The sequence below is a fragment of the Fundidesulfovibrio terrae genome, from assembly GCF_022808915.1.
Lineage (GTDB): Bacteria > Desulfobacterota > Desulfovibrionia > Desulfovibrionales > Desulfovibrionaceae > Fundidesulfovibrio > Fundidesulfovibrio terrae.
Genome location: NZ_JAKZFS010000001.1, coordinates 730403 through 749080, shown reverse-complemented (window position 1 = coordinate 749080; position 18678 = coordinate 730403). Strand labels below are relative to the sequence as shown.

The window sequence follows — 18678 nt, the reverse complement described above, 5'->3', positions numbered from 1 at the left end:
TCTACCGGGCAATCGAGGAGAGCGCAGCGGCCACTTCCTTGGCGAAGCGGTCAACCAGTCGGCCCTGGGCGGCCACCAGGGCCGCGTGGTCGATGCCCGCGCAGGGCTCGCGCAGCACGGAGCTCTTCCAGGCGAGCACGCGACCGTCCTTGTCGGCGATGGACCAGTCCGCGTGCAGGAGCGCGTCCTTGCCCAGGGAACCGTCGAAGGTGCGTACCTGCACGGCCACCTGGTAGTCCGGCCGCACGCCGCCCGGCCAGGGGTAGCCCATGACCGGCCGGGCGCAGACCATGCGCGAGAGCGCGTCGGTGAGGGCGCGGGAGAAGTTGGCCTGGACCGGCTCGATCCACTGGTCGAACTCGGCCAGGAGCATGCGGTTGCCCTCGCCACGGGTCACGATCTGGGTGCGGTCCAGGTAGGCGGGGGTGTCCACCGGCCCGATGCCCAGGCTGTAGCAGGGACCGGCCGGTTTCTGCTCAGGCTCCGGGGCCTCGGCGGCCAGGGAGTAGAAGCGGGTCGGGGCGCTCTTGCCGCACGCGCCCAGCAGGGGAAGCATGAGGGCCAGGCAGGCCAGGAGGGTCACGGAAAACTGTGCTTTGCGGTGCATGGTCTATCTCCTGTTGCCGCCCTTGCCCTGGATGAGGGCTTCGGGGTGGCGCTCAAGATAATCCGCCAGGCCCCTGATGGCCTTGGCGGCCTGGGCGATCTCGGCCAGGGCGCGGTTCAGTTCCACCACGGTGGCGGCATCCGGGCTGACCACCTTCTGGAACTTGGTCAGGGCGCTCTTGCCGTCGGCCACGGCCCCGTCCAGGGAGTCCAGGGTCTTGCGCGTGGAGGCGGTCAGCTTGTCGGTGCGCTGGTCCAGGTTCACGGCCAGCTCGTTGTAGCTGCGCACGGCCTGTTCCAGGTTCTTGGCCAGCCCGTCCACCCTGCCCCGCAGGTCGTCCACCAGCTGCGTCCCGGAGGTCAGGGCGGTGTCGATCTTGGCGGGAATCTTGGCCGTCTCGGGCGAGTTGACCAGGCGCTCCACGCCGTTGACCGCGCTCAACAGGTGGGCCACCAATTCCTCCAGGGGGAGCGACTTCAAGGTCTGGGTCAGCTTCTCGAATTCAGAGGGGATGGTGGGTATTTCCAGGTCGTCGCCGTCGCCGTGCAGCCTGACCGGCGTGTCCGGGCGCATGTCCAGGGACACGGCCAGCTGGCCGGTGACGAAGCTCTGGGTCACGAGCTGTGCGCGCAGGCCCTTGTCGATCAGGGCCTGCACGAGTGCCTTCGGGCTCTGCTTGCGCGCCTCGAGAAGCGTTTCCCCTTCCGCCGCTCCTGCCTTCTGCAGGTTCACCTTGCCGCCCACGATCTCGACAACCACGGGGATGGCGAACTTGAGCCCGGTGGGATCGGCCTCGATGCGCACGTCCTTGACCGAGCCCAGCGGGACCCCCCGGAAGATGACCGGAGACCCCACTTCGAGCCCGGACACGGACCCGTCGAAGAACATGATGGCCGTCATCTTCTTGGTGAAGAACATGCCCGAGCCGAATGCGGCCATGGCCGCGACAGCCAGAAGCGCCGCGCCCAGCACGAACAGGCCGATCATGGTTTTGTTCGATTTCGCGCTCACGACCGGAGCTCCTCTTGTGTGCGTCTGCACGTGCGGTTGCTTGGCATGGCCCTACTCCTCGCCCCTGGTCAGGAAGTGGCGCAGGGCTGGATCTTGAGATGTTTCAAGAAGATGCGTGGGGTTACCGCTGGCGGTCATGGTGCGGGTGCCCACGTCGAGAAACACGGAATTGCTGCCGATGGCGAAGATGCTGGCCAACTCGTGGGTGACCACCACGAAGGTGGCCTGAAGGCTGTCGCGCAGTTCCAGGATCAGGTCGTCCAGCAGGCGGGCACTCACCGGGTCGAGCCCTGCCGAGGGCTCGTCGAAGAAGAGGATGTCCGGGTCCAGGGCCATGGCCCTGGCCAGCCCGGCCCGCTTGCACATGCCGCCGCTGATCTGGGAAGGATAGTAGTTCTCGAATCCGGCCAGCCCCACCAGGGCCAGCTTGAACGAGGCCATGTCGCGTATTTCGGCGTCGGAGAGCCTGGTGTACTGCTTGAGCGGCAGGGCGATGTTCTCGGCCAGGGTCATGGAGCTGAAGAGCGCGCCGCTCTGGAAAAGAAGCCCGGTGCGGCGAAGGATGCGCGTCCTGGCCGCCTCGTCCGCGTCCCAGAGGCTTTCGTCCCCCCCGTAGAGCACCTTGCCCTGGGCAGGCTCCTTGAGGCCCACCAGCACGCGTAGCAGGGTGCTCTTGCCGCAGCCGCTGCCGCCCATGATGATGAACACGTCCCCCCGGTTCACCGTGAAGTTGAGGCCGCGCATGAGCACGAAGTCCCCATAGGCCATGGTCAGGTCCTTCACGACGATGCCCGGCCGGGGTGTTTGCGTGGTCTGCTCCGTCATGCCCGCCTCAGATGCCCAGAATGTTGCACAGCCAGGTGAGCACGGCCGTGGCCACCACGATGCTGAGGATGCCCGTGACCACGGCGGAAGTCGTGGCCTGGCCCACGCCCATGGCGCTGCGTCCGCAGCGCATGCCCCGGTAGCACCCGGCCAGGGCCACCAGCACGCCGAACACCATGCTGTGGGTCAGCCCGATCCAGAAGTTGGCCAAGGGGATGGAGTGGAAGGTCTGGGACAGGTACAGCTCGGGGTTGATGCCGAGCATGGCCACGCCCACGACGAATCCGCCCAGCACGCCCATGAGGTCGGCGTAGACGCACAGAAGAGGCATCATCAGCACCAGCGCCAGCATGCGCGGCATCACCAGGAACTCAGCCGGGGAGAAGCCGAAGGTGCGCAGGGCGTCGATCTCCTCGTTGACCTGCATGGTGCCGAGCTCGGCGGCGAAGGCGGCCCCGGTGCGGCCGGCCATGATGATGCCGGTCATGATGGCTCCCATGACCCGGATCATGGAGATGCCCACGATGGTGGAGACGTATATCTGGGCCCCGAACTGAAGCAGCTGGATGGAGGCCACGAAGGCCAGGATCAGGCCCACGAGAAGGCTGATGAGCGAGACGATGGGCAGGGCGTCCACGCCGACCTGGCGCATGAGGAGCGTAAGCCCCGAGGCTTGGAACACCGCCCTGCCCCGCACCAGGTTCACGCAGGCCAGGGTGACGTCGCCGACGAATTCGAGAAGGTCGGGAATGCCGTGCCACGCTTCGAGGCACCAGGCGCCGATCCGGGACAGGAACGGCTCGCGGGCCTTGGAGGAGGCCGCGCCCGTGCGCTCGGGCACCTTTTCCGCCAGCTCCAGGAGCGCGCGGGCCCCCTCGGGCAGGCCCGACAGGTCGGCGGGAACGGAGCTTGCCCGGGCCAGGGCCAGAAGCGACCGGCAGAAGATCAGCAGCCGGCTGTCCCAGGCGCCAAGGCCGGACGAGTCGAAGCGCAACGCTCCGGGCTTGGGGGAGGCCGCGAGCAGGCGCTTCGCGTCCGCCGCACCCGGGACGGTGGCCCCCATGTCCCACGTGCCCGACAGGGTCACGAGCACGCCGCCCCCGGCCGAAGCCACGCTGCAGAGGGCGTCGGAAGCACCCGGATTCAGGATTTTTCCAGCCATGCGTTTTTCCTAACGGAAAAAGTCTGTCCGGGGAACCCCCCAATGGTGAGCTGGGGCGTCCCCCCCCAACACATGGCAAAGTTGTCGTCCCTGCTGACGGCCTCCCACGCCAGCAGGCGCGAAAGCCGCCCCAGATCCGGTTCGGCTTGGGGCACCCAGGCCTCCGGCCTGGCGCGAGGGGCAGAATCGGCACGCCGGCGCGGGTTCATCCGTCACGCGGGAGCGCGCCCGCACCCGTTGCGTCAGGCGGCGGGCGGAACGCTTTCGAGCGCCCGGCTCACCGACGCGACGAAATCCTTGATCTTGAACGGTTTCGGGAAGAAGTCGAAAACCTGCCCGCGAAGGGCCTCGATGGCGGTATTCAGGTGCGCGAAGGCCGTGATCATGATCACCTGGGTCCTGGGGGAGGCCTGCTTCACGACCTTGAGCACCTCCATGCCGTCGATATTCTTCATCTTCAGGTCGGTGACCACCACGTCGAAGTGCTTCTCCTTGAAACGCTCCAGCGCCTTGGCGGGGTCGATGAACGTCTCGACCTCGAAACCGGCGGCCTCGAGATGGTACTTGGACATGTCCCCCACGATTTTCTCGTCGTCGATAACCATGACCGTCGGCTTACTCATCGTCATCCTCCATCGGTTTCGCGGCCGGAAGCACAATTTCGAAGGTGGTTCCCTTGTTCACTTCGCTTTGCGCGGTGATCGTCCCAAGGTGGTTCTTGATGATCCCGTAGCTGACGGAAAGCCCGAGCCCGGTCCCGTCCACCCCCTTGGTGGAGAAGAAGGGATCGAAGATGTTGCTCAGTATTTCCGGAGGAATACCCTTTCCCGTATCCTGGAAATCGATGACGACGCCCTCATACCCCGGGGCAGGCTTGGTCCTGATGGCCAGGGTCTGCCCGGGGGACATTGCCTGGATGGCGTTGGTGATGATGTTCACGAACACCTGGCAGATCTGGTGTTCGTCCATGCGCACGCACGGCAGGCCCTCGGCCAAGTCCAGGACGACCTCGATGTTCGACACGTCGAGCATGTTCCGGACCAGCTGCAGCGTCCGCCTGACGACATCGTTCACATCCCCGCACAGGAAGGAGGCCACCTTGGGCTTGGCGAAATCCAGGAGGTTGATGACGATGGCCTGGATCCGCTCGCATTCCGCCGTGACCTTGCGCATGAAGCCGATACGCTCCTCCCGGGGGAGGATGTCGTACACGGCCTCGTATGTCTGGGCGATCATGGAGATGTTGTTGAGGGGGTTGGTGATCTCGTGCGCCACGCCGGCGGTGAGGATGCCCAGGGAGTTGAGCTTCCTGGATTGGACGAGCTCGTCCTCGCGCAGGCGCAGTTGCTCCGACATGGTGTTCATGGCCCTGATGACGGCCCCCAGTTCGTCGCTGGACACAGGGCCGTCGATCTTGCGGAAACGGCCCTCGGAGATGTCCATGGCCAGCTGGCTCACCTTGTTCAGGGAGGCGAGAATCCGGCGGTAGATCAACGGCGTGAAGAACACGGCCAGGATCAGGATCAGGAGGAAGGACGCGAGCATGCCCTGCTTGGTCTTGGTTATGAGAGCGCCGATCTTGGTCCGCTCGTCCTCGGTGAGGCGGTTGGACACCTCCATGAGCCGCCTGCCCGCCTCCCGGAGGATGTTCTCCGAGGCCTCGTCCCTGCTCTTGCCGGTGGCGATGCGTTCGACCTGTTGCCGGTATTGTCCCAGGGCGAGCCGCAGGTCCTGGTATTTCTGCAGTCCGATGGCCCGGACCATGTCCTGGTTGAGGCTGTCCAGAGTTTCGCCGGCGGCCTGGACCATGACCAGGATGTCGTCGATGGCGAGGTCGTCCTTGAACAGGAAGTAGTTCTTCTCGGAAAGGCGCATCTCGAGGAAGGACGAGTTGAGCCGCTCCTGTATCTCCATGTACCGGCTGGAGGCGCTCAGGTTGCCCACGTCCCGGACGGCGAACACCCCGGTCAGGACGAGGAGCCCGATGATGATGGCTCCGTGCAGGATGAGCGTCTTTTTAATCGTCATCTTGGTCGAACCATATGCAGCGGGGGGTTTCGGCATATTCCTTGCGAACGGGCCAGTACCAGGCGGCTCCGTCGGCGATCATCGCCACGCCGGCCGCTATGAGCAGGACATCCAGCGAGCTCTGGGCGCTCAAGCCGAAATAGCTGAGCAGGCCGAGGCCAAGGCTCAGGATGGTCACGCCGGTGCGGAAAAAGGCCAGCCCGGTGCGGGCGCGCGCGGCCAGGGTGCGGTAACAGGCCAGCACGGTCCGCTGGGCGGCCAGCACGTTGCGCTCCCGGGCCAGGGTGATGCGCTCCCGGTACCCACCCCTGGGCATGGTTATGGAAGAATAGGTCGTCAGGCAATCCCCCAGGCGCCCGAGCATGGTCTGCTTCGAGTCCTGATCCGCGGGGCGCGGCAGATCGAGGAAATGGTACTCTTCCAGGAAGTGCAGCACGGCGGAGGTGGCCTCGACCAGGCTCTGGTCGGAGGTGTGCTTCCAGGCCCGCCGCTGGCGGACGTAGGCCCACAGGCTGACGGCGCCCAGGCCGAGGCCAACCGCCACGGCGATCCAGGGGAGCAGGGGAATCGCGGCAGGCTGCCCCATCCGGAACAGGCTGTTGCCCATGCCGATCAGTCCCAGGCTCCACCGCATGACGTTGAGCCAGGTGCGCCCGTACGCGAGGTTCGTCCTCTGGCAGGCCAGCTTGGTGCGCCACAGGGCCATGGTGTTTCGCCAGAAGGCCATGGCCGTCCGCTGGACGCCGACGGGGCCGTTGGCGTCGCGCATGGCGAAGTCCTGGGCGAACCATTCCACCTCCTCGCGCAGGCAGGCCATGTATTTCTTCGGCCGCCCGGGGAAGAGGCTTTCGATCTCGCGCATGGTTTCCGGATCGTCGAACACGCTCACCGCGAACGTCAGCATGTCCCTTTCGCGGCAGACGGGGAACCAGTGCCCCGCAACAGGCCCCTTGGCCTGGAAGGCCAGCCGGGCCAGATCCTCCGGGATCGGCAGGCGCTCGTCGTACGCCAGGACGGGAAGCTTGTAATACTCGCCCAGGGCCTGGCGGAGATCCCCCCGGGTCAGGCCGAGCCGCTGCCGGAAGAACACCTCGGGGTGGACGGCGTCGGCGAGCCAGGCCTTGTCCGCCGCTTCCAGGTCCCGGCGGGAGAGAAGCCCGCGCGACTCAAGCGGGGAGTAGGGGCGCGTCGCCTCAGAGAGCACGGCGTCAGCGGTCATTGCCCAGCTCGAATGTTTTCCACTGCCCGGGGGGCAGGGAGTAATCCGGCACCGCGATTTCCATCTCGCAGTCGCAGAAGGGAAGCTGCCAGCGATCCCGCCGGGCAGGAAGATGCCAGTAGAGGCCGTCGGCGAGCAGCAGGACGCCTACCGCCATGATGACGCTTTCCAGCACGACCCAGGCCAGGCCGTGCCCGGGGCCGGTCAGGAGAAGGCCCAGGCCGACGGCCACGAAGTTGACGCCGGTGCGCACGTAGGCCATCCCGGTGCGCGAGCACGCCAGGCTCGTCCTGAACCGGGACATGACATTGCGCCGTTCGGCCAGGAGGGTCCTTTCCAGGGCCAGCCCGGTCGACCCCCATATCCCGGGGCTGCACCCGGGCGCGACCAGCGGGACGCAGCGGTAGCGCCGGTCGTCGTGCTCCTCGTGCGCGGGCGGCAGGAGCATCCCCCACGCGCCGCCCTTTTCCCCGGCCCTCTCCGCCTCGTCCAGGCTGGTCTTCCCCGCTCCGTGCCCGGCCAGATACCAGCTCAAGCCTTCCAGCGTGAGGACCACTCCCACCGCCATCAGAAAGAGCCCCGCCGCGTCGGCCGGCTGCGCGTGCAGCCTTCTCAGGAAGGCGATGCCCAGGCCGCAGAGGGAAATGCCTGTACGCACCAGGGCCATGCCCGTGCGGGACTTGGACATGACGGTGCGGAAATAGGCTTGCCGGGTCCTCTCCATGGCCAGTTCGGTGCGTTCCAGGGCCAAAAAACGCCTGCGCATCACCGGCGAGTGGCGCTCGCAGTCCTTGACCCATCCGCCCGCGCCCGGGACCGGCGGAGTGCGCGTAATGGCGATGCGCTCATCTTCGAGCCGGGCGACGGGAACGGTGATGTCCGGCCCGGGCGGGGCAGGAGCCCTCAACGGCCTGCGGCGGGCCAGGCGGCGGGCCGGGATGTACCAGATGAGGCCGTCCACGACCAGGATGCCCCCGCAGACCGCCAGGACGGCCTCCGGGATCAGGGCCAGGCCGGTACCGAACACCTTCACGAGCACCAGGGAAACCGTGATCAGGGCCAGGCCGGTGCGCAGCATGGCCAGGCCGGTGCGGCCCTTGCTGAGCAGGCTGCGGTAACTGGAGAGCTGGGAGCGGACCGCGGCCAGGAAGGTCCTGGTCCGGGCCAAGCTGGTGCGCCCAGCGACAGGGGGAAAGCCGGGGTTCACGTCCTGGGCGTGTTCGATAAAACGCCGGACAGTGGCTTCATCGGCCTTGGAGAGGGAGACGCTGCCCACCTTGAGCAGTTCCGCGGCTTCGCGGATGACCTGGGCGGAATCTTCACGGCAGGTGGCAACCCAGGCCCAGCCGCCTTCCTTGCGCAGAGGCGTCCAGCCCCGAGCCTTGAGTTCCTCCAGGTCGATCCCGGCGGCGAGGGATTCCGGAGGCGCGAGGGCTTCCTCAAATAAGACGACAGCCGGTACACGGCTGTTCTGCACGGAATCGTCCACGAGCACTCCCCCATTAAAAGACATGGGAAATGATACATCGACTCATGGCTTCCCTACCCGGTTCAAGGCTGGCAAAGCCGACGGATTCCCACCGCGGTCCATAACCCGGACGCACCAGCGCCTTTGACATACCACTTCTGTTTAATCAAGGCTGCGTTCCCCCGTGACCAGGCACAAGAAATAGGCGGTGCACTGATTTCCACGTTCTCGCGTCAGTCCGAGCGGCATATTCAGCTCTTCAATTGATGGGGCTGGGACCATATACTCATGTACCGTTTTTTTTAATCACTTATTCGCAAAAACATTCCAGAAAGCACTACCGTAATCACGCGAAAACATATATGCGTCTTCCCGGCTCAACCATCATTATTCGAGGATCTTTGACCGTAGTGTGATCTCCCCTCTTATCCGGAAAGGCCACAATGAAACAACTCGCCCTTGTCGCTGCCTTGTTCGTCTGCATCCTCCTCGGCACGCCCGGCGCAGCCGACGCGGCCAGACTCAACCAGTATGTGGGGTTTGGCGACAGCACCCAGGACAGCGGCTATTTCCGCTACAACACTACGGGAAGCGCGGTTTTCGATAAAACCATTGCCGACGCCGTGGCCCGCGGCGCCAGCGGTGCATTCGTCGGCCCCGGAGTGATGAACTCCGCCATTTTGGCCGGCAAGTTTGGCTTGAACGGCGCGGCGATCGGCGGCGGGGGGTTCAACTACGCCAACGGCGGCGCTTTTTCGGCCCCGCTACGCCCTTCCGCCGGCGATCCCTATCTTTCCGGCGTATCAGCCCCCACCAACGTGTCCACCAACCAGCAGATACAGAACTACCTTCTCTCAACCGGTGGCGCGGCCAATCCCAACGCCCTCTATGTGATCAAGACCAGCGACAACGACCTGCAGTTCGTGCGGGCCATGCCCCCGGCCTGGGCCGCTGCCAATCCCAATTTCCTCTCCAACCTGGCTGCCGGCGAGGCGATGAGCGCGGCGGCTCTTCAGGCGGCCGGAGCGCGAACCCTCATGGTTCCCAATTCGTACAACTACGCCGTCTTCGCCGGTCTGGGCGGGGGGCTCGCCCCGGAAAACGCGGACCTGTACGCGAGGTCCCTCTCTTACGGGCAAGCACGCTGGGCAGATCTGGCGGCGGCCGGAGTGCGCTTCATCCCCGCCGACATCGACAGCCTGATGCGCTTCGTGGTGCTCCATCCAACCATGTTCGGGTTCACCCCCTCCTCGGTACTGTCGGCCAACACCTTGTCCCCTTCGCTCAGCCCCCTGCTCGTCAGCTGGGACAACGTCACACCCGCGCAAATGCAGTCCAACCTGTTCATCGGCGCCAACGGCGTGCACTTCACCACGGCGGGCCAGCAGATCGAGGCGGATTACGAGCACGGCCTGATCGTGGCTCCGAGCCAGATGTCGTTGTTGGCGGAAGGCCCGGTGCAGGGCGGCTTGGCGCGCGCGGCCACCATCCAGGGGCAGATCGATCTTTCCGGGCAGCATCGCGGACAAAGCGGCGTGAACGTATGGGCCACAGGAGGGGTCGGCTCGCTCAATATCAGGAACACCTCGGGCTTTCCCGATGAATCCGGCACCCCCTTCACGGGCTCGGCGGGCGTGGATTACCAGACGGCCTTCGGGCTGATCCTGGGCGCGGCCTTCACGGCCGGAACCCAGACCCAGAACTTCAACCAGGGAGCCGGCCACTTCGACCAGACCGATCAGGCGTTCAGCCTCTACACCGCCTGCAAAGCCGGGCCGGTGTGGGGCAACGCGGTGGCGTCCTACGGCCTGTACCAGGACAAGATCACCCGCATCGTGCCCCTGGGTCTGTTCACCGACCAGAACAACGCCAACACCACCGGTCAGTCCCTGGCCCTGGCCTTGCGCGCCGGCGGGGACATCAAGCTGGGACCGGTCACCACCGGGCCGGTTGCGGGGCTGGTGCTGCAGCAGGTGACTATCAAGGGCTTCACCGAATCAGGGACCAGCGGCGTCAACGCCTTGTCCTTTGGCGGCCAGACGCGTGAGTCCGTCGTCAGCCAGTTGGGCTGGCGCGTGTTGGTGGACGTGGCCAAATGGCGGCCTTTCGCGGAAGCCAAATGGAACCACGAGTTCGCCGGCCAGGGCCGCATGGTCAAGGCCTCGATCACCACAGCCACGGCCAAGCCCTATTCCATGGACGCCGCCCCGGTGGCCACGGATTGGGGCACCGCGTCGCTTGGCACCTCCTACAAGATCAACGATCAGTGGATGCTGCGAGTCGCGGGTTCAGCCATGTTCACTAATCCGCAGGTGGTCAGCTACGGCGGGGAACTGGGCGTGAGCGTCAGTTTCTGAGCGCCGGCCGTCCGGAGATCATGCTCCCCTGGGGCGGCAATGCCAGGCGGCGTGCCGACTCGCGCCCCACTTTATGGGAGCGCCCGGCCGGAAACCGGGCTGTGTAAAGCCAATGTGAACAGAACCGTTTCCCCAAAGAAAAATGGGCTAGGATTTTCATCCTAACCCGTTGATTTCTTTGGCGTCCCCAAGGGGATTTGAACCCCTGTTAGCGGCGTGAGAGGCCGCCGTCCTAGGCCACTAGACGATGGGGACGCGATATGGTGGGCCGTGCAGGATTCGAACCTGCGACTCTCTGCTTAAAAGGCAGGTACTCTACCAACTGAGTTAACGGCCCATCCGCGTGAGCGGAGGAACCGTTTAACCGCACGGCCTCGCGCTGTCAAGAAAATTGCGTTTACATGTTCACTCTTTGCTCGTCAATAGAAATTTGAAGTGTTTGCCGGGTTTATGCCCAACCCCGACCGCCCCCTTGCCGAAATACAAAACCCAGGCCCAGGCATGGTCGTAGCCGCTGCTGGTGGAGGACCACACGCCGTCAAGCACTTGTCCGAAGGGATGATCCGGCGCCAGGGCGGGCCAGGCCCGCGATGTATCCACTAGGCTCTCCAACTCCCATATCGTGGGTAAACGCCAGCCGCCGCTCCCCGCCGCCGTGTCCGACGCCTCCTGCCAGGTGACCTCGCCCTGCCCGGGCAAAACACGGCGGGACCAGACCAGACCGGTCAGCCGGTCCAGGGCTTCGTCCCCCGAGGTTTCAAAGCGCGGTTCGGGCCAGGGGCGGCCTAGGACGCGCGCCTCCTGCGGCGTCTCACCCGGCAGCCAAGACGCGCCGTGAACCGGCAGGATCATGTGGGTGGCGCCCTGAGGTCCGGGAAACATCCGGCCTCCCTCGAGATGGACGCGCCAACGGTACCCGGGCGCGTTGGCCGCCAGGGTGGCCGTCCAGTGCCAGTGCTGGAAAAGATTACGGAAGAGATGGCCCGGCGGCAGGGCCGGACGGGCGTGGGCCAGGCTCACGAGGGCCAGAAGCTCCCGGCGGCGCGGCAGCCGCCAGTCGGCGAATCCTAGCCAGCCCTCACGGTTGCGCTCCTCCAGCCAAGTCAATGCCTCGTCCCAGGTCATGGGCCAGCCAGCCGCCGAGGCGTCCCGGGGCCAGGCGAGCCCGGTCAGCCGGTCCAAGGCCAGGAACTCCCCGGCCGCCTCGAAGCGCACAACCGGCCAGGGACGGCCGGGCCGGAACTCTGCGTCCTGCCCGCTCCCAGCGCACAGGACCGCTCCGCCCGAGAGGTCGAAACAGCCTTCCTGGCCGGACCAGGGATAGCAGGCTCCCCGCGCGGCCACGGCAGGCTACTCTCCGGCCAGACGCTCGCGCACCACGCTGGTCAACAGATGTACCAGCATCATGTGCACGTCCTCGATGAACTGGTAGTTCTCCGAGGGCACCACGAAGCATTCCTCCACGGCGCACTTGAGGTTGCCGCCGGAGAAGCCCGTCAGCCCCACCGTGCGTGCGCCCCGCTCGCGCGCCAGGTCCATGGCCTTGAGCACGTTGGGGCTCATGCCCCCGCCCGAGATGCCGATGACCACGTCGCCGGGGTTGAGGAGGTTGCGCAGCTGCCCGGAGAAAATGTCCTCGAAGCCCACGTCGTTGCCCCAGGCGGTCATGAGCGGGATGTTGTCGGTGAGGGGAATGGCCCTGAAACCGCGCTTACCGTTCACGGCAACGGTCTTGGCCAGGTCGGAGCAGAAGTGCGAGGCCGTGGCCGCTGAGCCGCCGTTACCCATGATGAACACCTGCTTGTCGGCCGCATAGGCCGCGTGGAGCATGTCCGCGATGCGCCCGATCTGGTTCTTGTCCAGGCGGCTGACCACCGCGCGCATGCCCAGCAGATAGCCCTCCGGGGTGATGGTGGACTTGAACCGCCCTGCGTGGTCCAGGGTGATCTGGGAGCCGCCCTCCTCGAAATCGAAGACCAGCTCCTGCAGGCCCAGGGCGGTGAGTTCGCGGCTGATGCGCTCCTGCCGGTCCGGCTCGGCGAACACCAGCAGGAAGCCGCCGCCGCCCGCTCCGGTGATCTTGCCGCCCAGTGCCCCGCAGCGCATGGCCGTCTCGTAGTAGCGGTCGATGTCCGGGTTGGACACCGAGGACGAGAAGCGCTTCTTCTGCTGCCACGAGTCGTGGAGCAGGCGCCCGATCTCCAGGATGTCCCCGCCTTCGAGGATCTCGCGCATGCGGTAGGCGGTGGCCTTGACCGCATGCAGGGCCTCAAGCACCGCCTCGTCGTTGTCGCTGGTGGCCTGGCGCTGGCCTTCCAGGATGCGGGCCGAGTCGCGCGAGGAGCCGGTGTGGAAGAGCATGAGGTGGCGGCGCAGCTCCGTTAAGCGCGAGCGGCTGACGGAAACGGGCTCCACGGTGGTGCCCGAGGCGTCGAAGGTCATGAAGTTGAGCCCACCGAAGGCCGAGGCGTACTGGTCCTGCATGCCTATGGGACGGCCCAGCACCGTGAGCTCGATGTGGGTGGCCAGTTCGGCCACCTGGGCCTTGTCCAGGGACGACCCGGCGTAGGCCCCGACGCACCGGGCCAGGCTGGTGGCCACTGCCCCGGACAGCCCCAGGCCCGAGCCGGGGGGAATGTCCGACTTGAGCTGGAGCATCACCCCGTCCTTGATGCCGAAGTGGCGGAGCATGGCCTTGGGGATGCGCAGGGCGTCCTTCAGGTTGGCTTGGTCCAGGTCCGGGATGCGCTGGTGGAGCTGATAGTCGGAGGAGGATATCTCCACCTCGCGGCCGGGGATCTCCTGGAGCACGGTGTAGAAATACTTGTCGATGGTCACGGAGAGCACGGCCCCGCCGTGGGCCTCGTAGTAGGCCGGAAGGTCGGTGCCGCCGCCGCCGAAGCTCAGGCGGACCGGGGATTTGGCGATGATCATGATACGTGTCCCATTCAGGATGCCCGGGGCATCAGATATAGCTTTTGATTCGTTTCCATCCGGCCTTGAGGGCGTCCACGGGGGCGCGCCAGCCAGCGAAAGGCCAGTTGAGCCCCACATAGCGCGACAGGGACGCCCCAAGCATGGCGATCCGCTCCAGCAGCTGGATGCGCCGCCTGGTCAGCCGCATGAGCACGGGCTCGAGCGCAGGATGGCGGGCCATCCAGTAGAAATAGGCGCTGAAGGCGGCCAGGGCCTCGGTGTCCGCCTGGCGGATGGTCAGGCTGTCGAAGCGGCGCGCCCCGCTCTCCGCCTGGGAGATCAGCCCGGCGTTCAAGGCCAGGTCGTACACGCCCGTGCCCCGGTAGGGCTGCAAAAGGCCGGACCAGGGATAGTTGAGCCGGCCCAGCTGCTGATTCAGCCTGAGCGTGGCCTGGGCCTTGTCCAGGGTCTCCCCCGGCAGGTTGAACATGTTGAAGGTGGAGAAGCGGATGCCGTACTTGGTCAGCAGCGAAGCCGTATCGCGGATCTGCTTCTCGGAGATGCGCTTGGCCAGCACGGTGTTGCGCAGTTCCTCGTCCCCGCTCTCCACCCCGAAGGAGACCATACCGCAGCCGGAGCGCGCCAGGAGCGCCACAAGGGCCTCGTCGGTCAGGTTGGCGCGCACGGAACTCATGTAGGGCAGCCCCACCTGGCGGGAGTAGAGCCCCAGGAATTTCTCCAGCCAGGCGCGGTCCTGCACGAACAGGTCGTCCACGAAGGAGAGATACCGCAGGCGCTCGCCCCGCAGCTCGCGAAGAGCGACGATCTCGGAGACGAGCCGCTCGGGGGAGTGGCGGCGGACATAGGTCCCCTTGCCCTTGTACATCTGCCGGATCATCTTGTTGTAGCAGAAGCTGCAGTTGTACGGGCATCCCCGGGCGGCCATGACCTCGGCCCCGGTGCCCGAGGCCAGGCCGGGGTAGCGCCTGGCGTAGAGCAGGCGGTCCGGCGGCAGTATCTCGTCCAGCTCAGAGCGCAGGGGGTAGAGGTCGTTTCGGATCACGCCCGAGGACGTTTTGACGAAAAATCCCGGCACGTCCGAGCCGTCGCGGCCGCTCGCCAAAGCGTCCATGAAGTCAGGCAGGGCGTCCTCGGCCTCGCCCCTGCAGATGGCATCGATGCCCGGCTGGTCCAGGAACTCAGGGAAGAAGGTGCAGTGCGTGCCTCCGGCGATAACCGGCACGCCAAGCATGGCCTTGACCTTCTGGGCCGTGTCCGCGGCCCACTCGTGCAGGCCGCTCATGAGGGAGAAACCCACTACGTCGGGGTTGGCGGCGCGAACGGCCTCCCAGAATCCCTTGCCCTCCTCGGCCTGAACCACCACGTCGGCCTCATGGCCCCGCGCCTTGAGGGCGGAGGACAGGTACATGGGCCCGAAGGCTTCGTAGCCGTCTCGCTGCAGGAAGAGAATCTTGACCATGCTGGTGCCGCCGGATGCGCTGCGCCTCAGGCCCCGAGGCCCACGCGGACAAAAGCGTTCATCGCCCGGCCCCGGCGTGAAGGTGAAAGGCCACCGAGGCCCGGTCCAGGCGGAAGCCGTTTTTCTGGTAGAACAGGCAGGCCGTGACGTTCTCGCTTTCGGTGGTCACTTCGACGCGGGTCAGTCCCTTGGAGGCCGCCCAGGACCGCAACCGGCCCAGGAGCAGCGAGCCGCGTCCGCGTGCCTGCGGCAGCACCGAGATCAGGTCGATCACCGCCGCCTTGTCCTTGAGCTTGAAGCTCACGAACGCTCCCGGCTCGATGAACTTGAGGATTTCGCCGGAGGCCATGCTGTTCGCGATCCAGCGCCGCTGGTGAGCGACGCGCGCCGCCTGGGCCACGTCCGGGTCCAGGCCGAAGCGGCTGAAGGGAAAGTTGGCCGCGTGGGCGTCAAGCTCGGCTTCGGGCATCGAGGCCGCGCCCATGGGCTCGCCGCAGGCGGCCCCGGCCGCGCCTGTCAGGTCCTGGGAAAAAGTCGGTTGCACGCACATCTTGCGAAAACCCAGGCGCATGAGAAGCTTGGCCCCGTCGATGTCCTGGGCATGGGCTTTGGCATCGGCCATGTACGGGAGGGGGAGCGCGGCCAGCTCCCGCCCGAGAATATCCGGGTCGATCCGGGTGGCGCGGTAGAAGTCCAGGCCCAGGGCGTCACTGTCGAACTGCTGGCGGACCAGGCATTTCATGTCCATGAAGACTCCCTATCTGCCCGAGAAGATCTCATCGGCCCGGGCCAGCTTCTCGGGCGAGCCGATGTCGATCAGGCAGTCCTCGATGGGGTAGCCGTACAGGACCGCGCCCGCCTCCAGCATGGCCGGGAACACGTCCTGGCCGAAATCGGAAAAACCCGAGGGCGGAATGAAATCGAGCACCCCAGGCTGGCAGGCGTACACCCCGGCATTGGCCAAGTCGGTGAAGGCCACGGGGGGCTTCTCCACGAAGCGGGTGATGCGCAAGGCCGGGTCCATGTCCACCAGCCCGCACTGGGTGGGGTTGTCCACCCGGTAGAGGCCGACCGTGGCCATGCCGCCCTTGGCTTCGTGGTAGCGCCAAAAGGCGCTCACGTCGAACTCCGAGAGCACGTCCCCGTACCAGACCAAAAACGGCTCGCGCAGAATGTCGCGGAAGGCATTCAGCGCTCCGGCCGTGCCCAGGAGTTCCTCCTCCACGGTGAAGTGGAGCCTGACCCCGAAGGCCGCATCGCCCGGAAAATGGTCCCGCACCGCCTGGGGCAGGTGGTGCAGGTTGACGCACACGTCCGTTACCCCCTGGGCGGCCAGATGGCGGATGGTGCGCTCAAGCAGCGGCACCCCGGCCACGGGGACCATGGGTTTGGGGCAGGTGTCGGTGAGCGGGCGCAGGCGCGTGCCCAGCCCCGCACTCAAAACGACGGCCGTCCTCATTACTCGGCGGCCTCGGCCAGGGCGGCGTCGGGCTGCGGGGGCTTGGAGCCCGGCAGCACGGTTTCCACCTGGATGAAGGCGGCCCGGTCGTTGACGTTCATTTCCTTGTACTGGGGGCACTTGGCGCAGGTGGACATGGCATTGGGCGTATTGATGGTGGCCCGGACCTTCTGGAACTTCTCGTTGTTCCAGATGTCCTCCACGCCCTCCACGTTCAGATCTCCCATAATGTCCTTGGAGAGCATGCACAGGCGCACCTTGCCGTCGGACTGCACGAAGATCTCCTCCCAGGGGCGGGGGCACTTCTTGTGCAGGCTCGCGACCGGGGTGAGCGCCGCCTTGCCCGAAAGGTCGAAGCGGTCGGGGATGGTGAGCTTGATTCCGTGCGCCTTGGCGCGGCGCTCGGCCTCGTCCAGCACGGAGTTGGTGAGCTCCTTGTGGTCGAAGAGGATCTCGTCCACCATCTCCTTGCCGTAGGCGATCATGTGCACCATCTTGGCCTCGTCCATGCCCAGGCTCGCCGCCAGGTCCACGAAATCGGGGAACTCCTCGACGTTGGAGCGCATGCCCACAAACACCATGCGCAGGTAGGGGTGCGAGACGCCCAGTTCGCGCTTCTTGGCCACCACTTTCCTGATGTTGCCGATCACCGTGTCGAAGTCCGCGCCCTTGCGGATGCGGTTGTAGGTCTCGGCCCTGGCCCCGTCCACGGAGAAGTTCAGGAAGGCCAGCCCGCCGTTTATGAAGCGGTCGATCATCTCCTGCTTGAGGAGCATGGCGTTGGTGAGCACGAAAATGCGCGGACCGCGCGGGGCCAGCAGGTCGAAATAGCTGCCCAGGTGCTTGTTCATGAGCGGCTCGCCCCAGCCGAACAGGGAGGCGTCGTGCAGGGCGTCCCAGTAGGGCTCGGTCTTCTCGAAGACCTCGGGCTGGAGGTCGCGGCCCACGAAGTCGCGGTGCGACTGGCCGCACATGGCGCAGCGCAGGTTGCAGCGGTTGGTGGTCTCGAAGACCAGACGCTGGGGCTTGGACGAAAGTATGGTGCGTTCTTCGGCCAGTTCGCGGTCGTTGAGCGCCTTGTTGTCGATGGCTTTCTGGCTTGGCATGGGAAGGTCCCTCCTGGCGGGAGGCGGATAGAAGCATCTTTTTTCGGGCAAGGCAAGGCCGCAAGACCCTTGAAACGCCCCGGCCCGCGTGGGCGCGCGTCCGCCGGTGACGGACGCGTGTCCTGCACTGTTCCGGGCCGCCGGCCCCGGCGCGGGGCCGGGTCGCGGCTAACTGTTGCCGGGGGTGTCCTCGCTCTCGGCCAGGTCGTCTTCCAGGATGGGGCTTGGCGCGGCGTGGCCGTTGCCGGGCATGGAGACCACCCGCGCGGCCGGGGCGGAGGCCCGCTCGGGGGCGGGCAGGTTGAACTCCACCACGCCATCGGCGTGGTCGCGCAGCTTGTCGGACAGGTAGTAGCCAAACTTGGCCACGAAGACCAACAGGCCGTGTTCCCGGGCGAAGTTCATGGCCGGGATCATGTCCGCGTCGCCGGTGAGCAGCACGATCTTGTCCACCATGCCCCGGGCGGCCATCCAGGCGATGTCCAGGCCCATGAGCATGTCGACCTCCTTCTGCACCAGGTTGATGGACACGTCCTGGGGCTGGAGGGGGAGGTTGCGGCTTAAGCTGTCCATGATGGCGCGCATGTTCTTCTTGTTGAGCTTCCAGCCCTGCATGGCCAGCGACCCCAGGCGCAGGGCCATGCGCGGCATGCGGCGAAGCTGGTCCAAGTAGTCGTGCTTGATGCGGTACTGTTCGGTGGCGCTGAACTCTATTTCGCGCTGGGATATGGGGTGGACCGCACGCCCGCCGTAGGGGGGCGAATCGTAATAGTAGGCGCGGAACAGCCTGTCGTCGTCGAATTCGGGATCATCCATGATCAGGTCACAGGCCAGCCGGACCGAATCGGCCGACGGGGGCTGTCCGAGCCGGGCTTCCAAGTGCTTCATCCAAAAAAAACTGCCATCGATGAGAATAGAGACGTTCATATCGAAAACTCCAATAGCCGGCATTATGTTCGGGAGTGTAGGCCTTGTGCTGCAACCAGTCAAAGGGTGGCCGCACATATTTCGCTCCCGCGCTCCTTCTTCTCCAGGCCGGA

At 65.8% G+C, this 18678-nt stretch carries 16 protein-coding genes and 2 tRNA genes; 1 reads left to right on the top strand and 17 read right to left on the bottom strand.

From position 1 onward, the window contains the following. Position 1 precedes the first annotated feature (1 nt). From ML540_RS03505 to ML540_RS03470, 8 genes are all read right to left on the bottom strand, one after another. Entirely contained in the window at positions 2–607 is a 606-nt protein-coding gene (locus tag ML540_RS03505) for a PqiC family protein (RefSeq protein ID WP_243358561.1), read from the bottom strand. Positions 608–610: 3 nt separating this feature from the next. Next, entirely contained in the window at positions 611–1618 is a 1008-nt protein-coding gene (locus ML540_RS03500; protein ID WP_243358560.1) for an MlaD family protein, read from the bottom strand. 51 nt (positions 1619–1669) lie between these two features. After that, positions 1670–2443: an ABC transporter ATP-binding protein gene (locus tag ML540_RS03495; protein WP_243358559.1), complete on the bottom strand. Its 774-nt coding sequence runs from the start codon at positions 2441–2443 to the stop codon at positions 1670–1672. Between the two features lie 7 nt (positions 2444–2450). Beyond that, complete coding sequence (locus ML540_RS03490; protein ID WP_243358558.1) at positions 2451–3605, bottom strand: ABC transporter permease; 1155 nt, start codon at positions 3603–3605, stop codon at positions 2451–2453. A gap of 242 nt (positions 3606–3847) precedes the next feature. Continuing rightward, on the bottom strand, positions 3848–4228 hold the full coding sequence (locus ML540_RS03485; RefSeq protein ID WP_243358557.1) for a response regulator: 381 nt from the start codon (positions 4226–4228) through the stop codon (positions 3848–3850). Then, positions 4221–5633 (bottom strand): sensor histidine kinase, encoded by a 1413-nt coding sequence (locus tag ML540_RS03480; RefSeq protein ID WP_243358554.1) that lies wholly within the window; start codon positions 5631–5633, stop codon positions 4221–4223. Before ML540_RS03480 ends, ML540_RS03485 begins: the two co-directional genes overlap by 8 nt. Next, a complete protein-coding gene (locus ML540_RS03475; RefSeq protein ID WP_243358552.1) occupies positions 5623–6852 on the bottom strand; it encodes a general secretion pathway protein GspE in 1230 nt (409 codons plus the stop codon). Before ML540_RS03475 ends, ML540_RS03480 begins: the two co-directional genes overlap by 11 nt. Next, positions 6842–8341, bottom strand: coding sequence for a YidH family protein (locus ML540_RS03470; protein WP_243358551.1), 1500 nt, complete (start codon positions 8339–8341; stop codon positions 6842–6844). Before ML540_RS03470 ends, ML540_RS03475 begins: the two co-directional genes overlap by 11 nt. Positions 8342–8763: 422 nt before the next feature. On the opposite strand from ML540_RS03470, the gene ML540_RS03465 reads away from it, so the two are divergent. Next, positions 8764–10677 carry an autotransporter outer membrane beta-barrel domain-containing protein gene (locus ML540_RS03465; protein ID WP_243358550.1) on the top strand — a complete coding sequence of 638 codons (1914 nt, stop codon included), beginning with the start codon at positions 8764–8766 and terminating at the stop codon, positions 10675–10677. A gap of 179 nt (positions 10678–10856) precedes the next feature. On the opposite strand, the gene ML540_RS03460 is transcribed toward ML540_RS03465, so the two are convergent. The 9 genes from ML540_RS03460 to ML540_RS03420 all read right to left on the bottom strand — a co-directional run bounded on the left by ML540_RS03460 (position 10857) and on the right by ML540_RS03420 (position 18565). Next, positions 10857–10932: transfer RNA gene (locus tag ML540_RS03460), tRNA-Glu, on the bottom strand. A gap of 6 nt (positions 10933–10938) precedes the next feature. Next, positions 10939–11014: transfer RNA gene (locus ML540_RS03455), tRNA-Lys, on the bottom strand. A gap of 68 nt (positions 11015–11082) precedes the next feature. Then, positions 11083–12021 carry an Lcl C-terminal domain-containing protein gene (locus ML540_RS03450; protein WP_243358549.1) on the bottom strand — a complete coding sequence of 313 codons (939 nt, stop codon included), beginning with the start codon at positions 12019–12021 and terminating at the stop codon, positions 11083–11085. Positions 12022–12027: 6 nt separating this feature from the next. Then, complete coding sequence (locus ML540_RS03445) at positions 12028–13611, bottom strand: GHMP family kinase ATP-binding protein (protein ID WP_243358548.1); 1584 nt, start codon at positions 13609–13611, stop codon at positions 12028–12030. Positions 13612–13642: 31 nt separating this feature from the next. Further along, complete coding sequence (locus tag ML540_RS03440) at positions 13643–15073, bottom strand: B12-binding domain-containing radical SAM protein (protein ID WP_243358547.1); 1431 nt, start codon at positions 15071–15073, stop codon at positions 13643–13645. A gap of 58 nt (positions 15074–15131) precedes the next feature. Beyond that, positions 15132–15821: a GNAT family N-acetyltransferase gene (locus ML540_RS03435; protein WP_243358546.1), complete on the bottom strand. Its 690-nt coding sequence runs from the start codon at positions 15819–15821 to the stop codon at positions 15132–15134. A gap of 9 nt (positions 15822–15830) precedes the next feature. Continuing rightward, the gene (locus tag ML540_RS03430; protein WP_243358545.1) at positions 15831–16532 is read right to left on the bottom strand and encodes a nucleotidyltransferase family protein; all 702 of its coding nucleotides are present in this window, start codon (positions 16530–16532) and stop codon (positions 15831–15833) included. Further along, positions 16532–17638, bottom strand: a complete 1107-nt coding sequence (locus ML540_RS03425) for a radical SAM protein (protein WP_243358544.1) — start codon at positions 17636–17638, stop codon at positions 16532–16534. Before ML540_RS03425 ends, ML540_RS03430 begins: the two co-directional genes overlap by 1 nt. A 168-nt stretch (positions 17639–17806) precedes the next feature. Further along, complete coding sequence (locus tag ML540_RS03420) at positions 17807–18565, bottom strand: NYN domain-containing protein (RefSeq protein ID WP_243358541.1); 759 nt, start codon at positions 18563–18565, stop codon at positions 17807–17809. Positions 18566–18678 lie beyond the last annotated feature (113 nt).

Bases quoted from the DNA above. Each gene is read 5' to 3' on its own strand.
- ML540_RS03505 (WP_243358561.1), bottom strand. From the start codon at position 607: ATGCACCGCAAAGCACAGTTTTCCGTGACCCTCCTGGCCTGCCTGGCC.
- ML540_RS03495 (WP_243358559.1), bottom strand. From the start codon at position 2,443: ATGACGGAGCAGACCACGCAAACACCCCGGCCGGGCATCGTCGTGAAG.
- ML540_RS03490 (WP_243358558.1), bottom strand. From the start codon at position 3,605: ATGGCTGGAAAAATCCTGAATCCGGGTGCTTCCGACGCCCTCTGCAGC.
- ML540_RS03485 (WP_243358557.1), bottom strand. From the start codon at position 4,228: ATGAGTAAGCCGACGGTCATGGTTATCGACGACGAGAAAATCGTGGGG.
- ML540_RS03480 (WP_243358554.1), bottom strand. From the start codon at position 5,633: ATGACGATTAAAAAGACGCTCATCCTGCACGGAGCCATCATCATCGGG.
- ML540_RS03475 (WP_243358552.1), bottom strand. From the start codon at position 6,852: ATGACCGCTGACGCCGTGCTCTCTGAGGCGACGCGCCCCTACTCCCCG.
- ML540_RS03465 (WP_243358550.1), top strand. From the start codon at position 8,764: ATGAAACAACTCGCCCTTGTCGCTGCCTTGTTCGTCTGCATCCTCCTC.
- ML540_RS03445 (WP_243358548.1), bottom strand. From the start codon at position 13,611: ATGATCATCGCCAAATCCCCGGTCCGCCTGAGCTTCGGCGGCGGCGGC.
- ML540_RS03440 (WP_243358547.1), bottom strand. From the start codon at position 15,073: ATGGTCAAGATTCTCTTCCTGCAGCGAGACGGCTACGAAGCCTTCGGG.
- ML540_RS03435 (WP_243358546.1), bottom strand. From the start codon at position 15,821: ATGGACATGAAATGCCTGGTCCGCCAGCAGTTCGACAGTGACGCCCTG.
- ML540_RS03430 (WP_243358545.1), bottom strand. From the start codon at position 16,532: ATGAGGACGGCCGTCGTTTTGAGTGCGGGGCTGGGCACGCGCCTGCGC.
- ML540_RS03425 (WP_243358544.1), bottom strand. From the start codon at position 17,638: ATGCCAAGCCAGAAAGCCATCGACAACAAGGCGCTCAACGACCGCGAA.
- ML540_RS03420 (WP_243358541.1), bottom strand. From the start codon at position 18,565: ATGAACGTCTCTATTCTCATCGATGGCAGTTTTTTTTGGATGAAGCAC.